The 18,618-nt window shown below is 71.8% G+C and carries 19 protein-coding genes; 13 read left to right on the top strand and 6 right to left on the bottom strand.

Annotated elements, in window-relative coordinates; all coding sequences use genetic code 11:
* The first annotated feature begins 88 nt into the window (after positions 1-88).
* Genes ACQPXD_RS54110 through ACQPXD_RS54095 form a run of 4 tightly spaced genes read left to right on the top strand, consistent with a single transcriptional unit; the run spans position 89 to position 2,833 of the window.
* Positions 89-766, top strand: coding sequence for a HEAT repeat domain-containing protein (locus ACQPXD_RS54110; RefSeq protein ID WP_432832680.1), 678 nt, complete (start codon positions 89-91; stop codon positions 764-766).
* Positions 760-1,797: a HEAT repeat domain-containing protein gene (locus ACQPXD_RS54105; protein ID WP_432832678.1), complete on the top strand. Its 1,038-nt coding sequence runs from the start codon at positions 760-762 to the stop codon at positions 1,795-1,797. Before ACQPXD_RS54110 ends, ACQPXD_RS54105 begins: the two co-directional genes overlap by 7 nt.
* 26 nt (positions 1,798-1,823) lie before the next feature.
* Positions 1,824-2,402 (top strand): hypothetical protein, encoded by a 579-nt coding sequence (locus ACQPXD_RS54100; RefSeq protein ID WP_432832676.1) that lies wholly within the window; start codon positions 1,824-1,826, stop codon positions 2,400-2,402.
* A gap of 32 nt (positions 2,403-2,434) precedes the next feature.
* A complete protein-coding gene (locus tag ACQPXD_RS54095) occupies positions 2,435-2,833 on the top strand; it encodes a DUF2255 family protein (protein ID WP_432832674.1) in 399 nt (132 codons plus the stop codon).
* 23 nt (positions 2,834-2,856) lie between these two features.
* On the opposite strand, the gene ACQPXD_RS54090 is transcribed toward ACQPXD_RS54095, so the two are convergent.
* On the bottom strand, positions 2,857-3,540 hold the full coding sequence (locus tag ACQPXD_RS54090) for a TetR/AcrR family transcriptional regulator (protein ID WP_432832672.1): 684 nt from the start codon (positions 3,538-3,540) through the stop codon (positions 2,857-2,859).
* Positions 3,541-3,653: 113 nt separating this feature from the next.
* On the bottom strand, positions 3,654-4,682 hold the full coding sequence (locus ACQPXD_RS54085) for a uroporphyrinogen decarboxylase family protein (RefSeq protein WP_432832670.1): 1,029 nt from the start codon (positions 4,680-4,682) through the stop codon (positions 3,654-3,656).
* Between the two features lie 330 nt (positions 4,683-5,012).
* Between ACQPXD_RS54085 and ACQPXD_RS54080 the strand changes: the two genes are divergently transcribed.
* From ACQPXD_RS54080 to ACQPXD_RS54070, 3 genes are all read left to right on the top strand, one after another.
* The gene (locus tag ACQPXD_RS54080) at positions 5,013-5,357 is read left to right on the top strand and encodes a hypothetical protein (RefSeq protein WP_432832668.1); all 345 of its coding nucleotides are present in this window, start codon (positions 5,013-5,015) and stop codon (positions 5,355-5,357) included.
* Entirely contained in the window at positions 5,285-6,394 is a 1,110-nt protein-coding gene (locus ACQPXD_RS54075) for a glycoside hydrolase family 19 protein (RefSeq protein WP_432832666.1), read from the top strand. The genes ACQPXD_RS54080 and ACQPXD_RS54075 overlap by 73 nt, the downstream gene beginning before the upstream one ends.
* Positions 6,395-6,545: 151 nt before the next feature.
* A complete protein-coding gene (locus ACQPXD_RS54070; RefSeq protein WP_432832664.1) occupies positions 6,546-7,811 on the top strand; it encodes a family 16 glycosylhydrolase in 1,266 nt (421 codons plus the stop codon).
* Between the two features lie 92 nt (positions 7,812-7,903).
* Here the strand turns inward: ACQPXD_RS54070 and ACQPXD_RS54065 are convergent, their stop codons facing one another.
* Positions 7,904-9,268, bottom strand: coding sequence for a S53 family peptidase (locus ACQPXD_RS54065; protein ID WP_432832662.1), 1,365 nt, complete (start codon positions 9,266-9,268; stop codon positions 7,904-7,906).
* Positions 9,269-9,501: 233 nt separating this feature from the next.
* On the opposite strand from ACQPXD_RS54065, the gene ACQPXD_RS54060 reads away from it, so the two are divergent.
* The 6 genes from ACQPXD_RS54060 (at position 9,502) to ACQPXD_RS54035 (ending at position 15,912) form a co-directional block, all read left to right on the top strand.
* Entirely contained in the window at positions 9,502-10,287 is a 786-nt protein-coding gene (locus ACQPXD_RS54060; protein WP_432832660.1) for a hypothetical protein, read from the top strand.
* Between the two features lie 99 nt (positions 10,288-10,386).
* Complete coding sequence (locus tag ACQPXD_RS54055) at positions 10,387-10,896, top strand: mycothiol transferase (RefSeq protein ID WP_432832658.1); 510 nt, start codon at positions 10,387-10,389, stop codon at positions 10,894-10,896.
* A 77-nt stretch (positions 10,897-10,973) separates the two neighbouring features.
* Entirely contained in the window at positions 10,974-12,296 is a 1,323-nt protein-coding gene (locus ACQPXD_RS54050; protein ID WP_432832656.1) for an NAD(P)/FAD-dependent oxidoreductase, read from the top strand.
* Between the two features lie 78 nt (positions 12,297-12,374).
* Complete coding sequence (locus ACQPXD_RS54045; protein WP_432832654.1) at positions 12,375-13,697, top strand: reverse transcriptase family protein; 1,323 nt, start codon at positions 12,375-12,377, stop codon at positions 13,695-13,697.
* A 21-nt stretch (positions 13,698-13,718) separates the two neighbouring features.
* Positions 13,719-14,801 (top strand): calcium/proton exchanger, encoded by a 1,083-nt coding sequence (gene cax, locus ACQPXD_RS54040; protein WP_432832652.1) that lies wholly within the window; start codon positions 13,719-13,721, stop codon positions 14,799-14,801.
* Between the two features lie 184 nt (positions 14,802-14,985).
* On the top strand, positions 14,986-15,912 hold the full coding sequence (locus ACQPXD_RS54035) for an expansin EXLX1 family cellulose-binding protein (RefSeq protein WP_432832650.1): 927 nt from the start codon (positions 14,986-14,988) through the stop codon (positions 15,910-15,912).
* A gap of 584 nt (positions 15,913-16,496) precedes the next feature.
* Here the strand turns inward: ACQPXD_RS54035 and ACQPXD_RS54030 are convergent.
* From ACQPXD_RS54030 to ACQPXD_RS54020, 3 genes are all read right to left on the bottom strand, one after another.
* On the bottom strand, positions 16,497-17,033 hold the full coding sequence (locus ACQPXD_RS54030; protein ID WP_432832648.1) for a general stress protein: 537 nt from the start codon (positions 17,031-17,033) through the stop codon (positions 16,497-16,499).
* 137 nt (positions 17,034-17,170) lie between these two features.
* Positions 17,171-17,842, bottom strand: a complete 672-nt coding sequence (locus ACQPXD_RS54025; protein WP_432832646.1) for a BON domain-containing protein — start codon at positions 17,840-17,842, stop codon at positions 17,171-17,173.
* A 17-nt stretch (positions 17,843-17,859) separates the two neighbouring features.
* Positions 17,860-18,618, bottom strand: coding sequence for a DUF2267 domain-containing protein (locus ACQPXD_RS54020; protein WP_432832644.1), 759 nt, complete (start codon positions 18,616-18,618; stop codon positions 17,860-17,862).

The raw sequence follows: 18,618 nt of genomic DNA, 5'->3' as shown, positions 1-18,618 counted from the left end.
GACGACATCGCGGCTGCGGCGTCTCGTCTGTGAACTTGACATTGTCACGGTGACAGGGTTTTGACTGGGGTGTCGGAGGTGGTGCCCCGTGAGCTCGGCACATGGGTACAGGCAGGACACGCGGCTGCTCGACGCCTTGGCGGGTGGGAACTCGTCGACGCGGCTGAAGGCGGCCCTGGCCATCGGTTCGCATCCCGAACCCGGTTTCGCCGACGCGCTCGTGGCGCGGTGCGCGATCGAGCCGGACTTTTTCGTGCGCGACATGCTCACGTGGGCGCTGACCCGTCTCCCGGCGGAGATCACGGTGCCGAAGCTGCTCACGGAGCTGCGGTCCGGACGCGCACAGGCTCGTAGCCAGGCGCTGCACACCCTGTCCAAGATCGGGGACAGCGGCGTGTGGCCCGCGATCACGCGGTCCCTGCTGCACGACGCCGTCGATGAGGTCGCGCGCAGTGCGTGGCGCGCTGCCGTCGTGCTCGTACCCGACGGGGAGCAGGAGGCGCTGGCGGCGGAACTGGCCGCGGAGTTCGGTCGCGGCGACCGGGAGGTGCGGCTCAGCCTGAGCCGTGCCCTCGTCGCGCTCGGCGACGTGGTCGAGCCGGTCCTGCGGGCGGCGATGACCCATCACGACCCGGCGGTGCGCGCGCATGCGAGCGCGACGGAGCGGCTCCGGCGCGACCCGGATGCCGGATTCGACCTCGCCGTCGATGCGGCGAGACGGGTCGTCGCGCTCGGTCCGGACCGGGAGGAGAGCACTGCGTGCTGATCGGTGAGGTGGCTCGCCGCTCTGGGGTGAGCGCCCGGATGCTCAGGCACTTCGACGCCATCGGACTGGTCCGGCCGACCGGCCGCACCGTGGGCGGCTACCGGGAGTACACGCCCGAGGACGTCCGGCGGATCTTCTACGTGGAGGGTCTGCGGTCGCTGGGACTGTCGCTGCGTCAGATCGCACGCACGCTCGACGATCCCGGATTCACCCCGTCCGCGCTGGTCGGCGACCTCATCGAGGCGACCGGGGAACGACTGCGGCGGGAGCACGAACTCCTCGAACGGCTGCGAACGGTCGATGCGGCCGAGCCCGCCGGCTGGCCGGACGTCGCGCGGATCGTCGAGCTCCTGCACGGACTGGGCTCGCCGAGCGCCGCCCGCCGGCAGCAGGCCGTCCTGGCCCCGGCCGAGCCCGCGTCGGTACCCGTCGAGGTGCTGGCCAGGGCGGTCCTCGCCGAATCCGATCCGAACGTTGCCGGGGCTCTGCGGTGGGCCCTCGCCCGGGCCGGCGGTGACGGTGTGGCAAGCCTGGCATCCGCCATGGCCTCCGACGACGCCGACGTCCGGCGCCGCGCGGTCCTGGCGCTCGCCGAGCTGCCCGGCGACGAGGCGACCGCGGCGCTCACGGACGCGCTCGGGGACGCGGACACGACGATCCGCGGACATGCCGCTCTCGCACTGGGCGCACGGGGCGTGACCCGAGCCGTGCCGACGCTGCTCGCCATGGTGGTCGAGGGCACGAACGACGTCGAGGCGGCCGAGCTGCTGGGAACGTTGGCGCGGGACGCGGAGTGGGCGGACCGGATCATGAGTGCGCTGGTCGATGAGCTCGCCGTACACACCGCGGACTCGGCGGTACGGATTCGACTGACCCAGGCCCTCGCGGAGATGCCGGGGACCATTGCGCTGGACGTCCTGCGGCGACTGGCCCACGACGATGACCGGCCCGTGGCCCTCCTGGCTTCGGCCCTCGTGAATGCTGCCGACCGTGCCGCCGCCTCGTCACCGAAGGCGAACCGAGCCGGCTGACCGGCACCGTACTACGCTCGCCCATCGTGGAAGACATCAAACCGATCGCGGACCGTGAGGGTCACGTGGGCGGTATCGAATCCATGATGGTCGACGGGCGCAGGTGGTTCTTCGGGTTCGACTACAGCATGGACACGGCGGTCTCGCCGCTGATCGACGACCCGGCGCGGATGGCGGAGTTCGCGAGCAAGCACATGCTCCAGACCGACGGGGTACACGACGTCGCCTATTGGCGGGATCTGGTCGACTCGTCGGTCGAGACGTCCGGCATCGTGGGTGAGGACGCGGCGCGCACCTACGACAGCGAAACCGTTGCGGCTGAGCTGCCCAGCACTCGACTCATCTACCTGATGGGCGCGGCGACGGCCTGGGACGAGTCATTCTTCGAGCACGAGGCCGTCCAGGCCGCGCTGGCCACGATGGGTGTACGGGAGCGCGACCGCGAGGACTGGGACTGCCTCGACCAGTGCATAGCGGCCAGGCGCTCGGACAGCGCCGAAGTGAGCCGGGCCGGCGCGGACTTCATGACGCTGTACCAGCGATTCATCTTCGACAATCTGCCGGCCAACTGGCCCGAGGTCTTCGCCGCCCTGCGGCCGAGCTGACCCGATGCGAATTCGGAGGAGGTCTTCGCGAAATGCATGCCACGTGGTCCCCGCACGAGCTGGAGCAGATCGATGCGGCCGGCGAGCTGCACATCGCCGTCAAGCGCGCCGACGGAAGCCTGCGCCCCTGGACCCCGATCTGGGTCGTGTGCGCCGACGATCAGGTGTTCGTGCGCACCTGGTACCAGCGCGACACCGGTTGGTACGGTCACGCACTGCGCTCTCACCGAGCCCGCATCCGCGTTCCAGGATCGGAGACCGACGTCACCATCGATGACGTGGGCGAAGGTCCGGCCGACCTGCGCGACGCCATCGACGCCGCCTACCGCGACAAATACGGGAGCTCGGGCAGCTCGACCATGGTGGGAGCCACGGCCGCGGCCACGACCTTGCGGCTGGCCCCGGAGCGGGAAACCCGGCCGCCCCGCTGAACGGTCCCGATGGTTGCGCCGCGTCAGGCGGTGCGCCTGCGCGGGCTTGAGCCCTTGCGGTTCCCCGCGCCGTTGCGGCGCGCCTCGACCGCGGCCGGAACGGCCCACGCGTCGGCGAGATGCGTGTCGAACACGGCCGCCAACGACTGCAAGGCCCCGTCGAGGTCGACGCCCTCGGGGTCGACGAGCCACTGGAGGTGGATACCGATCACGGCTCCGTTGAGCGCGATCGAGACCTGGCGCTCCCGCTCGGCCGCGACGACGGCGTCGACGCCGGCGGGGCGCTGCAGGCGCAGCCACCGCTCGAGGCCCTTGCGGCGCCGGTCGAGGAACTCCTGATACTGGGCGTGGACCACGCCTGTGCTGCTCATCGCCTCGGTGAGGACCATGAACATCAGCGCCGAGTTGCCGCTGCGCACCCAGTCCGCATAGTCGCGCACGACCTCGGCCAGCGTCGGAATCGTTTCATACCGGTCCGGGCCCAGGAACCGGTCCACGGCGCGTTCGAAGACCGCCATCACCAGGCCGTCCTTGTTCGTGAAGTGCCACGGGATGCTGCCCCGGCTGATCCCGGACCGCTCCGAGATGTCCACGAACGAGGTCCGGTCGAATCCGCGCTCGGCGAACAGCGCCTCGGCCGCATCGAGGATCCGACGCCGGCTCTCCTCGCCGATCTCGTCGATGCGACGCCGTCCCGGTGAACTCACAGTTGCCATTCTAGGAGTTCGCATCGAAGTCGACATTCGGCGAAGCGCTCGCCAATCCGAGCCCTCGGCGCCCCTTGCCGGTGGCGGACCGGCAGGGGGCGCCGTCGCGCGGGTCAGCCCCGGCGGAGGACCTCGGCGGCGCCGGCCATGGCGCGCATCTTGCCGGTCGCCGACTCCCACGGCAGGTACTTCATCCCGCAGTCCGGGGCGATCACGACCTTCTCCGCCGCGACGTAGGGCAGCGCGCGGCGGACCCGCTCGACGACCGTGTCGACGGACTCGACGGCCGGGTCGGACAGGTTGATCACGCCCAGCATGATCGTCTTGCCGGTGAGGTGCTTCAGCACCGAGGTGTCGAGATTGGACTGGGCCGTCTCGATCGAGATCTGGTCGCAGCTGCAGTCGGCCAGCTCCGGCAGGAACGAGTAGCCGGACGGGCGCTCGTGGATGATCGCGGCGTACCCGAAACAGAGGTGCACGGCCGTGGTGCCGACCACGCCGTCCAGCGCGCGGTTGAGGGCCTTCACGCCGTATGCGCGGGCCGGCTCCGGCCGCGCCTGCAGATACGGCTCGTCCAGCTGGACGATGTCCGCGCCGGCCGCGAACAGGTCGCGGACCTCGGCGTTGACGGCGTCGGCGTAGGCCTCCGCGAGAGCCTCCGGGTTGCCGTAGTGGTCGTCCTGCGCCTGCTGCGACATGGTGAATGGACCGGGCACCGTGACCTTGATCGTGCGGTCGGTGTGTTCGCGCAGGAAACGGACGTCGGCGACCTGCACCGGGCCCGGGCGGCTGACCGGGCCGACCACGCGGGGGACGGGGTTCGGATGTCCGCTGCGGTCCAGCGCCACGCCCGGCTCGTCCAGGTCGAGCCCGACCAGGGCGGTCGCGAAGTGATTGGAGTAGCTCTCCCGCCGGATCTCGCCGTCGGTCAGGATGTCGAGGCCGGCATCCTCCTGCGCCCGGATCGCGAGCAGCGTCGCGTCCTCCTGCGCGCGGGCGAGGTGCTCCGGCGCGGGCCGCCACAGCTCTTTCGCGCGCACGCGCGGCGGGAACCGGCCGGCGAGCCTGGCCCGGTCGATGAGCCACTCGGGCTGCGGAAAGCTGCCCACGAGCGTGGTCGGGAACAACGGAAGTGCGGGCATGACATCGCCTCCAATAGCGGGAGCCCCAGTATCCCCGCCAACCAGGCGTTTGGCACCAGTTCGCGGACGGCAGTGACAGGGCGGCGGTGGTGACCCGTCTTGGTTCTCGCGGGTGTCAGATCGCGCTCGCGAGCCCAGCCTGGGGAGGAAGCACGATGCGAAAGATCGTCCTGGTGATCGGCCTCGGCGTGGTGGTGGCCGGCGTCGCCGCCGGTGTCGGCGTGGCCGGCGCCGCCACGCGTGTGGTGCCGGTCGAGACGGTTGCGGTGACCCACGACGCAGGAGGCCGCGCCGGTCGCCGCGAACGACGTCACCATCCCGCCGGCGACCGTGGCGCGGCGGCGGGCCAACGAGGCGAAGGACGGCGACCCGCGCGACCCGGCCAAGTGGGGGCCGGCGCAGGCCGAGTCGTTCCAGGCGGCCGAGCGCGGCGTGTTCGACAAGCTCGGGCAGGTCGACCCGGTCGCGGCGCAGCGGGAGGGTACGTCCGACACGTACCAGATCATCGTGAAGACCCGGGACGGCCACGAGTTCCTCGTGAAGGTCCCAATCCAAACAAGAAAGATACTTTACAAAATACGAAGTTTTGTTTACAAAGAGGCATGGACATCCACCCATGTGTTGAGCCCCCGCGGCCGAGACGACTGCTCGCGTTCGTCGCCGTGGCGGGCGTGATCGTCGCCGCCGCGGTGGCCGCCATCCTGCCGATGAGCGCGTCCGAGGCGGCCGTCGCCTGCGCTCCGGCCTACTCCGGCAGCGCCGTCTACACCGGCGGCATGCAGGCGTCGTATGCCGGCCACAACTGGACCGCCAAGTGGTGGACGCAGTACGAGACGCCGAGCACCGGCGGCTCCGGCGTGTGGACCGACAACGGCAGCTGCGGCGACGGTACCGGTGGAGGCGGCGGCGGTACCGGCGCGTGCAACTACCCGAACTGGGTGGCCGGGCAGTTCTACGCCACGGGCGCGATCGTGCGGTACACCAACGGTTTGTATTACCAGGCGACGCACGACAACCCGGGCTACGACCCGACGATCAGCACCTGGTTCTGGTCGCCCTACTCCTGCGGCGGTGGCGGCAACACCGGCGGTGGCGGCGGCTTCGTGGTCAGCGAGGCGCAGTTCAACCAGATGTTCCCGAGCCGGAACTCCTTCTACACCTATGCCGGGCTGACCGACGCGATGACGAAGTTCCCGGCGTTCGCCACGACCGGCAGCGACACGGTCAAGCGGCAGGAGGCCGCGGCGTTCCTGGCCAACGTCAGCCACGAGACCGGCGGCCTGGTGTACATCGACGAGATCAACACCGCCAACTGGCCGACCTACTGCGACTGGAGCCAGCCCTACGGCTGCCCGGCCGGTCAGTCGGCGTACCACGGCCGCGGACCGATCCAGCTGAGCTGGAACTTCAACTACAAGGCGGCCGGTGACGCGCTCGGCGTCGACCTGCTCAACCACCCGGACCTGGTGGGTACGAACTCGTCGATCTCCTGGCAGACCGGGCTGTGGTACTGGATGACCGGCACCGGCGCCGCGGGCACCACCTCGCACAACGCGATGGTGAACGGGCAGGGCTTCGGCACCACCATCCGGGCGATCAACAGCATCGAGTGCAACGGCGGAAACCCGGCCCAGATGCAGAGCCGGGTCAACCTCTACAACCAGTTCGTCGGCATCCTGGGTGTGCCGGCAGGCGGCAACCTGACCTGCTGATCCGATCGGCGGATGAGCCCGTCGCCGCCGTGCGGGGGGCTCAAAAGCCGCTCAAAACCGGTAAACCAAAACGTAAGGATCCAATAGGGCTCCTGAAAGCGCTCTCTCCATAGGGTCGGCTCGATACCCGAACCCGCACCTGGGAGCGTTCGTGAACAGCAAGCATCGACGGCGCCTGCCGGTCATCGCCGCCACCCTCGCCCTGGCCGTGGCCGGGCTCGTCGTGGCCGCCGTGCACAGCGCGCCGGAGGCCTCGGCCGGCGTCGGGGGCCTGACCTGGTCCGACGAGTTCGACGGGGCGGCCGGCGCCGCGCCCGACGGCGCGAAGTGGAAGCACGACGTCGGCGGCGGGGGCTTCGGCAACAGCGAGCTGGAATACTACACCGACGGCGCGGCCAACTCGGCGCTCGACGGCGCCGGGCACCTGGTGATCAGCGCCCGCAAGGAGAACCCGGCCAACTACAACTGCTGGTACGGCCGCTGCGAGTACACGTCCTCGCGGCTGCTGACCGCGGGCAAGTTCACCCAGAAGTACGGCCGCTTCGAGGCGCGCATCAAGATCCCGCGCGGGCAGGGCATCTGGCCGGCGTTCTGGATGCTCGGCGACGACATCGGCACCAACCCCTGGCCCAACAACGGCGAGATCGACATCATGGAGAACGTCGGCAAGGAGCCGGGCACGGTGCACGGCAGCCTGCACGGCCCCGGCTACTCCGGCGGCAACCCGCTGACCGGCTGGACCACGCTGTCCGGCGGGCGGGCCCTCGCCGATGACTTCCACACCTTCACCGTCGACTGGGCGCCGGATTCCGTTGTCTGGTACCTCGACGGCGTGCAGTACGAGCGCCAGACCCCGGCCGACACCCGCGGCAACCGCTGGGTCTTCGACCACCCGTTCTTCATGATCCTCAACGTCGCCGTCGGCGGCACCTGGCCCGGCTCGCCGGACGCCTCCTCGACCTACCCGCAGCAGATGGTCGTCGACTACGTGCGGGTGTACGGCTACACCAGCGACGGCGGCGGCACCACCCAGCCCCCGGCCGGCGGCGGGCGGATCACCGGCATCGGCGGCAAGTGCGTCGACGTCCAGGCCGCCAACCCGGCCAACGGCACGCAGGTCCAGCTCTACGACTGCAACGGCACGCCGGCCCAGCAGTGGACCCGCCCCGGCGACGGCACGATCCGCGCCCTGGGCAAGTGCCTCGACGTGCAGGCCGCCAACTCGGCCAACGGCACCCGGGTGCAGCTCTACGATTGCAACGGCACGGCCGCCCAGAAGTGGACCGCCAACCCCGACGGCACGCTGCGCGCCCTCGGCAAGTGCCTCGACGCCAAGGACGTGAGCTCGGCCAACGGCACCCCGCTGCAGGTGTGGGACTGCTTCGCCGGCGCCAACCAGCGCTGGTCCTTCGCCTGACCCACCGGCTCGCCGCGGCCGGGGAACGGGCCGCCCGAAACGGCAACGGCGCGGCCCCGATCGAGGGCCGCGCCGTTGAGCACTGCGAGCAACTACAGGAATGCCAGGGCCGGGACGAACTTGCTGGCGTCGATCGTGCCCCAGCCGGAGCTCAGGTCGTAGCCCGGGCGGGCCGGGTAGCCGGTCACGCCCTCGAAGCTGTTGTCGCCCGAGGTCACGTCGACCAGGCCGGTCGGCAGGTGGGTGCGGGTGCTGCCGGCGCCGAGCAGGTACAGGCTCGCGTTGATGTCACCCAGGCGGCGGCCCGCCTGCTGGTCGGCCAGCGCGATGATGCCCGCGAAGATCGGGGTCGCCTCGCTGGTACCGCCGAAGATGTGCCACGGCGAGTCGGCGCCCACGAAGGAGTAATACACCCACGCGCCGCCGTCCACGGCCGAGCTCATCGAGATGTCCGGCGTGCCCCGGTGGTTGCCCACGACCGAGCGGACCCCGGTCTGGAAGCCGGGCCGCTGGAAGACCGACGACAGGCCCCCGCCGCCGGCGCCGTAGCCGTCGTTCCACACGACGTCGGGCGAGAGGCGCTTGCCGGTGTTGTCGAGGTTGAGCTGGGTACCGCCGATCGAGGTCACCAGCGGGTCCGACGACGGCCAGGAGTTGACCGGGTACGAGTACAGCGTCTCCCCGTCGGCCTGGTAGTCCGTCGCCCCGGCGTCGCCCGACGCGGCGAGCACCGTCACGCCGTGCAGGGCGGCGTCGGTGTACGCGTACCGCAGCTTCAACAGGCTGGAGTAGTTGTGCTTGTCGAAGCCCGGGAACGTGTTCTCGGTCGCGCCGAAGCTCTGCGAGATGACGTCGCCGACGCCCTTGTCGATCAGGGCCTTCTCGGCGTTCATCATCTCGGGCAGGCCGGTGACGCCCTCGGTCTCGGCGACCGGGGTCTCCACGAGCACGATCTTGGCGTCCGGCGCGACCGCGTGGGCGTATTCGACGTCGAGCGTCGTCTCCTGCGCCCAGCCGACGTGGTCGGGGTTCGCCGGGTCGAACGGCGGGACGTTGCCGGCCTTGACGACCTGGACGTTGGTGTTCGGCAGGCCGAACTGGGCGTCGAACACCTCGAGGTCGTGCTGGATCGTCGGCGAGCCGAACGAGTCCACGATGACGATGGTGCGGCCCTTGCCGGTGATGCCGCGGGCGTACAGCGGGTTGAGGTTGTAGGCCGTGCGGTACTGCAGCGGCGAGTAGCAGTGGATGCCGATCTGCGCGAGGCAGTCGGACGTGGACAGCGGGGTGGTCCGCGAGACCTTCTGGACGTGCCCGGTGATGGCCGGGACGACCTTGAACGCCGGCGCGGGCGCGGCCGAGGCCGCCGCCGGGCCGGCCACCGCGGTGAGGCCGGCCACGGTGGTCGTCACGACCGTCGCGACGGCGGCCCGGGACGCGATCGAGATGAGCTTCATCGGCACCTCTCGTGCAGGCCAATAGAGACGTGTTCATCGGACCCGCAGTGGCGGCCGCGATCTACCGGGATAACCCTCTCCGTTACCCTCGTTCGATATCGAGGGCTTCCCAAACGACTCCCGCGCCGGAATAATCCCGCCACTGTCACGTGACGATGGCCGGTGCGCCGGCCGGGCCGCCTTGGTCGCCGAATCACACCCTATGTGCCTAATTGATGACATAGCGTTACGGCATGAGGTGTCGCAAAGGCCTGGCTGTGCTCGTCGCGTCCGCGCTGTTCGCCGGGGGATGCGCGGACAACAAGGACACGGGTGCGGCCGGCGGCGGCGTCACCCCGGGGCCGAGCCGGTCGGTGAGCGCCGGTGAGCAGCTGGCCGCCGCCGCGGCGAAGAGCGGCTCCGGGTCGTACCACTTCGCGGTCAGCGACCCGGCGATCGATGGTGGCGTCGAGGGGGCCGCCGACCCGGCGACGCAGACGATGACCGGCAAGATGACCCTCCGGCTCGACGCCGACACCACCATGACGATCGAGAGCCTGACCGTCGCCGGCACGTTCTACCTGAAGATCACCGGCCTGCCGCTGCCGGTCGACCTGTCCAAGTACTGGTTCCGGGCCGACCCGGCGCGGCTGGGCAGCGAGTTCACGACGCTCGACGCGAAGGACCCGGCCGGGCTGAACGCCCTGGTGAAGGGCGCGACGGCGGTGCAGAACGTGGACGGCACGCTGTTCACCGGCACGCTGGACATCACCCAGGACACGTCCGGGATGCTGTACGACGCCGACATGGTCAAGGAGCTCGGCGACAAGGCCAAGGCCGTGCCCTTCGCCGCGTCGATCGACCAGCAGGGGTACCTCAATTCGATCAAGCTCAGCCTTCCCGCCTACGGCACCGAGCCGGCCAGCGAGACGACGATCACGCTGAGCGACTTCGGCCGCCCCGTCCCGGCCACCGCGCCGACCGGCGACCAGGTGCGCGACCTGCCCGACTCGGCGTACAAGGCGCTCAACGGCGGGTGAGCGCCCCCGGCGGCGAGAATCTCGTGCTCCGGCGGGGTTAGGTTGTGTCCTGCGGCGGTTATTTCCATGCCGGCGGACCCAGCCCCGAGGAGGATGACGATGCAGGTGAACGAGCTGCTGGTCGAGGGTTTCGGGCGGCTGCCCGACCTGGTGCGGGGCGCGGTCGAGGGGCTCGACGCGCAGCAGTTGCGGTGGGCGCCCGGTCCCGGCGCGAACTCGATCGGCTGGCTGGTCTGGCACCTCACCCGGGTCCAGGACGACCACGTCACCGACCTGCTCGACGGCGCCGAGCAGCTGTGGGTGACCGGCGACTACGCGTCCCGGATCGGGCTCAAGGCGCGGGCGCACGACACCGGCTACGGGCACGGGCCGCAGGAGGTGGCGGCGGTGCGCCCGGAGTCGCCCGAGGCCCTGCTGGACTACTTCGACGCGGTGTACGCGCGCACCCACTCCTTTGTGGCCGGGCTCACGCCCGCGGACCTCGACCGGATCGTCGACGAGCGCTGGGACCCGCCGGTCACCCTCGGCGTGCGGCTGATCAGCGTCCTCGACGACGACACCCAGCACGTCGGCCAGGCGGCATACGTGCGCGGGCTGCTGCCGGCGTAGCGGACGACACACGGCAGCCGTAGCCGCGCGGTGGTGTACTTGATGTGCACGAGCCATTGCCCCATCGGGAGATGCACATGGACGAGCAGGCGCAGCGGCACCGGGTCGTGATCGTCGGCGCCGGGTTCGGAGGGCTGTTCGCGACCAAGGCGCTCAAGGGCGCGCCGGTCGACGTCACCCTGATCAACAGCACCGCGCACCACCTGTTCCAGCCGCTGCTCTACCAGGTGGCCACCGGCATCCTGTCGGAGGGCGAGATCGCGCCGCCGATCCGCGAGGTCCTCAAGCGGCAGGGCAACGCCAGGACGCTGCTCGGCACCGTCACGCGCATCGACCCGGACGCGAAGCGGGTCGACGTGGTGGCGCCGGGCGTGGCCTACAGCGTCGACTACGACTCGCTGATCGTGGCCGCCGGCGCCTCGCAGTCGTACTTCGGCAAGGACCAGTTCGCCGAGTTCGCCCCCGGCATGAAGAGCATCGACGACGCGCTGGAGCTGCGCGGGCGGATCTTCGGCGCGTTCGAGCTGGCCGAGCTCGAGCAGGACCCGGCCGCGATCGAGCGGCTGCTGACCTTCGTCGTGGTCGGCGCCGGCCCGACCGGCGTGGAGATGGCCGGGCAGATCGCCGAGCTCGCGCACCGGCACCTGCCCGGGCAGTACCACAACATCGACCCCCGGCAGTCGCGCATCATCCTCATCGACGCCCTGCCGACCGTGCTGTCCACGTTCGGCGACCGGCTCTCCACCGCCGCGCTGCGCCAGCTGCACAAGCTCGGCGTCGAGGTGGAGCTGTCCACCAAGGTCGTCGACGTCGACGAGACCGGCATCGAGGTCGAGACGCCCAACGGGCACCGGCGCATCGAGTCCATGACGAAGATCTGGGCCGCCGGCGTGGCCGCGCCCGCGCTGTCGCGCCAGCTGGCCGAGGCGACCGGGGCCGAGGTCGACCGGGCCGGCCGGCTGCTGGTCAACCCGGACACCAGCGTCCCGGGCCACCCGGAGATCTTCGCCGTCGGCGACATGATGTCGATGGAGAAGCTGCCCGGGGTGGCCCAGGTGGCGATCCAGAGCGGCCAGCACGCGGCCGGGCAGATCCGCAAGCGGCTGGCCGGGCAGCCGACCGGGCAGCCGTTCAAGTACCACGACAAGGGCAGCCTCGCGACCATCTCGCGCTTCTCGGCGGTGGCCAGCGTCGGCCGGTTCCACTTCGCCGGCCTGCCGGGCTGGCTGCTGTGGCTGGTGGTCCACCTGCTCTACCTGGTCGGCTTCAAGAACCGGGTCACCGCCGTGCTGCACTGGTTCGTGAGCTTCATCGGCCGGGGCCGCTCGGAGCGGGTCTCCACGTTCCAGCAGGTCTTCGCGCGGCGGGCGCTGCGGGAGTATCAGGACCGGCTGCCGTAGGCTGACCGCCGTGGCAGCGCGGCCCGAGCTGGTCACGGCCCGCCGTGATCTCTCCGGGGTAACCCCGGGGACGAAGGATTGAGCACCGCAGCGCACCGCCGGCCCTCGACCGCGCTCCGCGCGGCTCCGGGCAGGCACGACCGGGCGACGTCGGGCCGCGCTGCCGCGCAGGCCCTCGCCCTGGCCTTCCTGGCCACCGACTGGGCCCGCCCGGCGCTGCTCGAGGCCGGGGCCGCCACCTTCGGCCGGCGGCCGCGCTGGCTGGGGCCTTTGGTGACGGCGGTGCTGCGGGCCTACCGCGAGCCGCCCGCCGACCGCCCGCGCGAGCTGGCCGGGTTCATCGCGGCCCGGCTGCCCGCGACGGTGCCGCAGCGGATCGTGCTGCGCCGGGCGGTGCCGACCCGCACGGTGCGGATGCGCTGGGACACCCCGCGCCTGGACGACCTGGCCGCGCTCGCCGAGTTCCTCGGCGTCGAGGGTGACCGTCTCGATTGGTATGCGGACCGACGGGAGATCAACCGCAAGACCGGAACGGAGCGGCTGCGCCATTATCGGTACACCTGGCGGCCGAACCGGCTCATCGAGGCGCCCAAGCCGCGCCTGCGCGCCCTGCAGCGCCGCCTGCTCGACGAGGTCCTGGGCCGCGTGCCCGTGCACCCGGCCGCCCACGGCTTCGTGCCGGGCCGCTCGGTGCACACGTTCGCCGCGCCGCACGCGGGCAAGGCGGTGGTGGTCCGGCTGGACCTTGCCGCCTACTTCACCAGCGTCTCGGTTTCCCGGGTGTACGGCCTGTTCCGCGCCATGGGCTACCCGGAGCCGGTGGCGCACGCCCTGGCCGCGCTGTGCACCACGGCGAGCCCGGCCGACGTGCTGCGCGGCCATCCGGAGGCGTTCGCGCTGCGCGCGCCGCACCTGCCGCAGGGCGCGCCGACCTCGCCGGCGCTGGCCAACCTGTGCACCTACCGCCTCGACCGGCGGCTGGCCGGCCTGGCCGCCGCGTTCGGCGTCACCTACACCCGCTACGCCGACGACCTGGCCTTCTCCGGCGACCTCGGCCCGGCCGAGACCGGGCGGCTGATCGGCCTGGTCACCGCGCTCGCCGCCGCCGAGGGTTTCCGGGTCAACCCGGCCAAGACCCGGGTGCGCGGCCGCGGCGACCGGCAGCGCCTCGCCGGGCTGGTGGTCAACACCCAGCCGGCGCCGCCGCGGGACGAGTACGACCGGCTGCGCGCGATCCTGCACAACGCCGCCCGCGACGGGCTGGCCGCGGCCAACCGCGACGGCCACCCCGACTTCGCCGCCCACCTGGCCGGCCGGATCGCCTGGGTCGGGCACGGCCGTCCGGCCCGGGCCGCCAAATTGCGGGAACTGTACAGTGCCGCCGTCGGGACAGAGTGGTGATCGTCTGCGATATTCGACGACGTGACTGTGGACACCGCCCCCGCGCGCGTTTTCATCCGCTCCGACTTCGTCGTCTTCGGCATCTGCGCCGCGGCCGTGGGGCTGGCCGCCGTCACCCGCTACGCCAACGTCCCGTCGGTGCTCGCGTTCGCGGTGGCCGGCGGCGCGGTGGCCGCGCTCGCGTCGCTGGTCGGGCGCAGCGTCGAGCAGCTCGGCGACCGCTTCGGGGCGGGCGCGACCGGCGTGCTGCAGGGCGCGCTGGGCAACCTGCCGGAGCTGTTCATCGGCTTCTTCTCGCTCAAGGCCGGGCTGGTCGCGGTCGTGCAGTCGGCGATCATCGGCTCGATCCTGTCCAACATCCTGCTGGTGCTGGGGCTGTCGTTCCTGGCCGGCGGGCTCAAGCACGGCACGCAGCGGTTCAACTCCGAGCGCGCCCGCACCACGATGGTGCTGATGGTGCTCGCCACCGCCGCCCTGGTGCTGCCGAGCCTCGCCTCCTACGTCCACACCCCGGCCGAGCCGCACGAGAAGTCGCTGTCGGTCTTCGTGGCGATCATCCTGCTCGTGGTCTTCGCGCTGTCGCTGCCGGCGAGCCTGCGCCGCTCCGCGGCGGCGGCCGCGAACGACGTGCACATGGAGCCGCCGCGGTGGCCGGTCTGGGTGGCGGTCGGCCTGCTGGCGCTGGCCAGCGGGAGCGCGGCGCTGGTGTCGGACTGGTTCGTCTACGCCCTGGAGCCCGCGATCGACGCGATGGGCATCTCGCAGGCGTTCGCCGGCCTGGTCATCGTGGCCATCGCGGGCAACGCGATCGAGAACGTGATCGGCATCAAGCTCGCCTACAAGAACCAGTCCGACTACGCGCTGAGCGTCATCATCAACAGCCCGCTGCAGATCGCCCTGGTGCTCGCCCCGGCGCTGGTGCTGCTGAGCCTGTTCACCGCCACCACGCTCACCCTGGTCTTCGCGCCGATGCTGATCATGGCCGTGGCGGTCACGGTGATCGCGGTCGCCTTCATCGTCTTCGACGGCGAGTCGACCTGGCTGGAGGGCGCGACCCTGGTCGCCCTCTACACGATCATCGCCTCCGTCTTCTGGTGGGGCTGAGATCGTCTCGCCCGGCGGCGGCCGAACGTGCTTCTCGTGGGGCTGAGATCGTTTCGCACCGCGCCGGCCGAACGTGCTTCTCGTAGGGCTGAGATCGTTCGCGACGGCGGCCGAACGTGGGAAGCACCTTAAGCTTTGCTTTACCGCCCGCGCCGGCCCGACCGGCGTCGATAGCATCCGCGCCGTGGGGGAGCATCATGAGATGGGCCTGCCGTGGTGGCAGGCCCCGCGGACCTGGGTGATCACGGCGGCCGGTGCCGTCGTGGCCGGGTCGGCAACCGTAGCGCTCGTGGCGCAGGCGTCGGGGGCCGCCTGCGCGGCCGTCGCGGCGACGTCGGGACAGGCCACGTACTACGCCGCCGACGGCGGCGGCAACTGCTCGTTCGACCAGGTGGCCGAGCCGCTGGTGGTCGCGCTCGGCAACGCCGAGTACCGCTCGGGCGCCGCCTGCGGCGGCTACCTCGACGTCAAGGGGCCGAAGGGCAGCGTGCGGGTCAAGGTCACCGACCGGTGCCCGGAGTGCGCCGCCGGGCACATCGACCTGAGCCGGCAGGCGTTCGCCCGGATCGGCGACATCGACGCCGGGATCATCCCGGTGACCTACAGCCAGGTCGCCAACCCCGCGGTGCCGGGCCCGGTGACCGTGCGGGTCAAGGAGGGCTCGTCGCGCTACTGGCTGGCGCTGCGCTTCGACAACACCGGCAACCCGCTGGCGAGCGCCGAACTGCAGTCCGGTGGCGGATGGGCGGCGCTCGGGCACACCGACTACAACTACTGGCTCGCCGACAGCGGCGCCGGGGCCGGGCCGTTCACGGTGCGGCTGACCGACACCGCCGGCCGGCGCACCACGCTCACCGGCATCGCACTCACGCCCGGCACCGTGCAGCGCCCGGGCGCGACCGAGGCCGGTGCCGTCGCGGCCGGAACCACCGGCCCGGCCCGCACCACGACGACCGGCCCGGCGAGGCCGGTGGCGTCGCCGACCGCGCTCGCCGCCGCGCCCGTGGCCTCGGCCGCGGAGTCGCCGGGGGCGCAGCCCGCGTTCGCCGACACCACGACCTCGCCGCCGGCCCTGCCCATCGCCGCCCCGGCCGAGCCCAGCCGCTGCTGACCCGGCGCCCAGCCGCCTCGCCCGGCCCGCCGCCGATCGAAGTCGCGGCACGGACCGCCCGAGTGGCGCGACCGCCCGAGTGGCGCGACCGCCCGAGTGGCGCGACCGCCCGAGTTGACGCCTGAGCGGCCGGTCCGGCCTCGTGCGGGCCGGCCGCTTCAGGCGGTCATGCCGGATTGCTCGCCTGGCGGAACCCCGGATGCGGCCGGGCTCCGGCATGATCGCGGAGACTTCCGGTCGCCGGGCCGGATCGCGGAGACTTCCGGTCGCGGCGGGTGCGCGGTGACAAGTCGCCGCGACCGGGCGGGGGCGCGACGCCCTGGGCGCACAAAGTCTCCGCGATCATGCGCGTCGCCGTGGCCGCACCGCGGGTTTGCCATGATCGCGGAGACATTTGGTACACAGGTGTACATGTTCACTCCGTGATCATGAAAAACCGGTGGTGTCGTGGCGGGTTCGGCATGATCGCGGAGACTTCCGGTCGCTTCCGCTCGCGGCGGGTGGCCGGGTGGCGGTCGCCGCGAGCAAGGGGCAGCGTGCCGGCGGATCAACTCCGGCGGCGGGGGCGGTGTGACAACCGCGGGTCAGGTGGTGAGCAGGTGGCGGGCGCGGGGTGCGGAATCCGGGTCGACCTGCACCGAGTAGCGCCCGGCCTGCAAGGTGCTGGTGGAGGTGAAGTCGCGGCGGCCGCCGGTCATAGCGTGGGCGATCGCGCCGAACACGGCGCCCCACACCACGCCCGCGACGATCGCGAACACCATGACCTTCCACCAGGCGCTGACCGCGAAGATGCCGAGCAGGAAGCCCACCAGCAGGCCGAACCAGGCCCCGGTGCCGGCCCCGGCCAGCGCCGCCCGGCCGACCGTCAGGCGGCCGAGCACCCGCTCGACCAGGCGTAGGTCCTCGCCGATGATGGTGACCCGCTCGACCGGGAAACCGCTGTCGGACAGGCGGTCCACCGCGTGCTGGGCCTCAAGATAGTCCGGGTAGGTCGCGATCGTCGCCCTGGGCTGGCGGGCCGCGTCTCGGTCCTCGTTCGCGGCGCGTTCGGGACCCGACACACGGCCCGCCGGACCGCTCGTCGAGAACGACGACCCGCCGGGTTGGCTCACGCTGGTCATGACTTGGGCTTCCTTTCCAACTCAGCCGGCTCCAACTCAAGCCGGCTCCAACTCAGCCGGCACCAACTCGGCCGGCTTCAACTCAGCCGGCTTCAACTCGGCCGGCTTCAACTCGGCCGGCTTCAACTCGGCCGGCTTCAGCCGACGATGATGCGGTTGTCGACGCGGGCCACCCCGGGCGCCGACCAGACGACCCGGCCCGCCTCCTCCTTCTCCGCCCAGGAACGGACCCGGCCGGTGAGGATGACGGTGGTGGCGTCCACGTCGGCGTGGATGTGCTCGGCGTCGGTTTCGGCGCTGCGTACCAGCGCGTCCTCGATCCGGCGGCGGATCTCGGTGGCGGTGGGGCGCCGCGGGCGCACGGAGACGAGGTTCGTCACCCCGTGCACGCCGGTCAGCCGGCGCACGGCGTGCTCCGCCGCCCGCCGCTCGTGCTCCCACTCGACCTCGCCGCGCAGCGTGACCCAGCCGTTGGAGACTGTTGCCTGGGTCTGCTCGGCGGGGACGAAGACGTCCCAGTCCAGGGCCCGCGCGGCCGCCTCGGCGACGTCGGTGTCGGGCCGCTGCGCCTCGGCGGGCAGCCGGACGTCGATGTCATTGACCACGGCCCGCACTCCGCGGACGCGGTGCACGGCCCGCTCGGCGGCCCACTTCTTGGGGTAGCTGTCCGCCCGGCCGGCCAGCGTCACGATCCGGTCGCGGACCATCGCGCCGATGTCGTTGGGCTGCAGGCGCGCGTCCCATCGCAGCTCCGTGCCGACGTCGTCGAGGATTTCCCGGTCGGTGCGTTCGACCGTCTGGGTGGGCATGGTGTACCCCCTCGCGTTCACGGTGCCCGCAGCAGCTCCCGGTACCGTCCGGGCAGCTGCACCTGACCCTCGAAGAAGTCCTCGTCGACGGCGTCCCGCAGCGCCGACAGGGCGGCGCGGATCATCCGGGTCGCGTCCGCCTCCGTCAGCCCGGTCAGCCGCATGACCATGACGATGAACTCGTCCGCGGTCAGCTGCGGCGCCGGGGCCAGCCGCCCCCGGCGCAGCGCCGCGTGCAGCCGCACCGGCAGGAAGGCCGTCAGGTCGTCGGCATCGGCCCCGATGCGCCGGGCCAGTACCTCGAGCACCGCCGCGGTGCCCGGCTCGGCCTGCGCGGGCGGTATCCCGGCGCGACCCGCCACCGTCGCGACGAACTCGCTGGCGGCGGCCCCGCCGACGAACCCGCCCTTGGGCATCAGCGGCGCGAACGAGCGCGGCAGCCGGGCGGTCAGGTGCCGGTAGGCCTCGTCGTCGAGGGTCTCCCCGAGCGCCGTCATCACCGCGGCCGTGTGCCGCTCGGCCACCTCCCGGGGCACGCCCTCCCGGCGCGCGACCCGGCCGACGAACTCCACCGGGCCGAAGCCCTGGGCCGGCCCGGTGGTGAACAGCCACGGCGCCGCCTCCGGCGGCAGCGCCGGGACCAGGTGCCGCGCCTCGTCGCTGCCGATCCGTTCGGCGATCGTCCGCAGCGTGGTCTCGACCGCCCGCCGCGCGGCGCGCTCGTCGCCGAGGCTCTGCCGGACCGGCGCCAGGAGCTGCTCGAACCCGACTGCCAT

Source organism: Dactylosporangium sp. CA-092794, assembly GCF_050948465.1.
Lineage (GTDB): Bacteria > Actinomycetota > Actinomycetes > Mycobacteriales > Micromonosporaceae > Dactylosporangium.
Note: the sequence above shows the minus strand (reverse complement) of the source record. Positions and strands in the feature narration are given on the sequence as shown.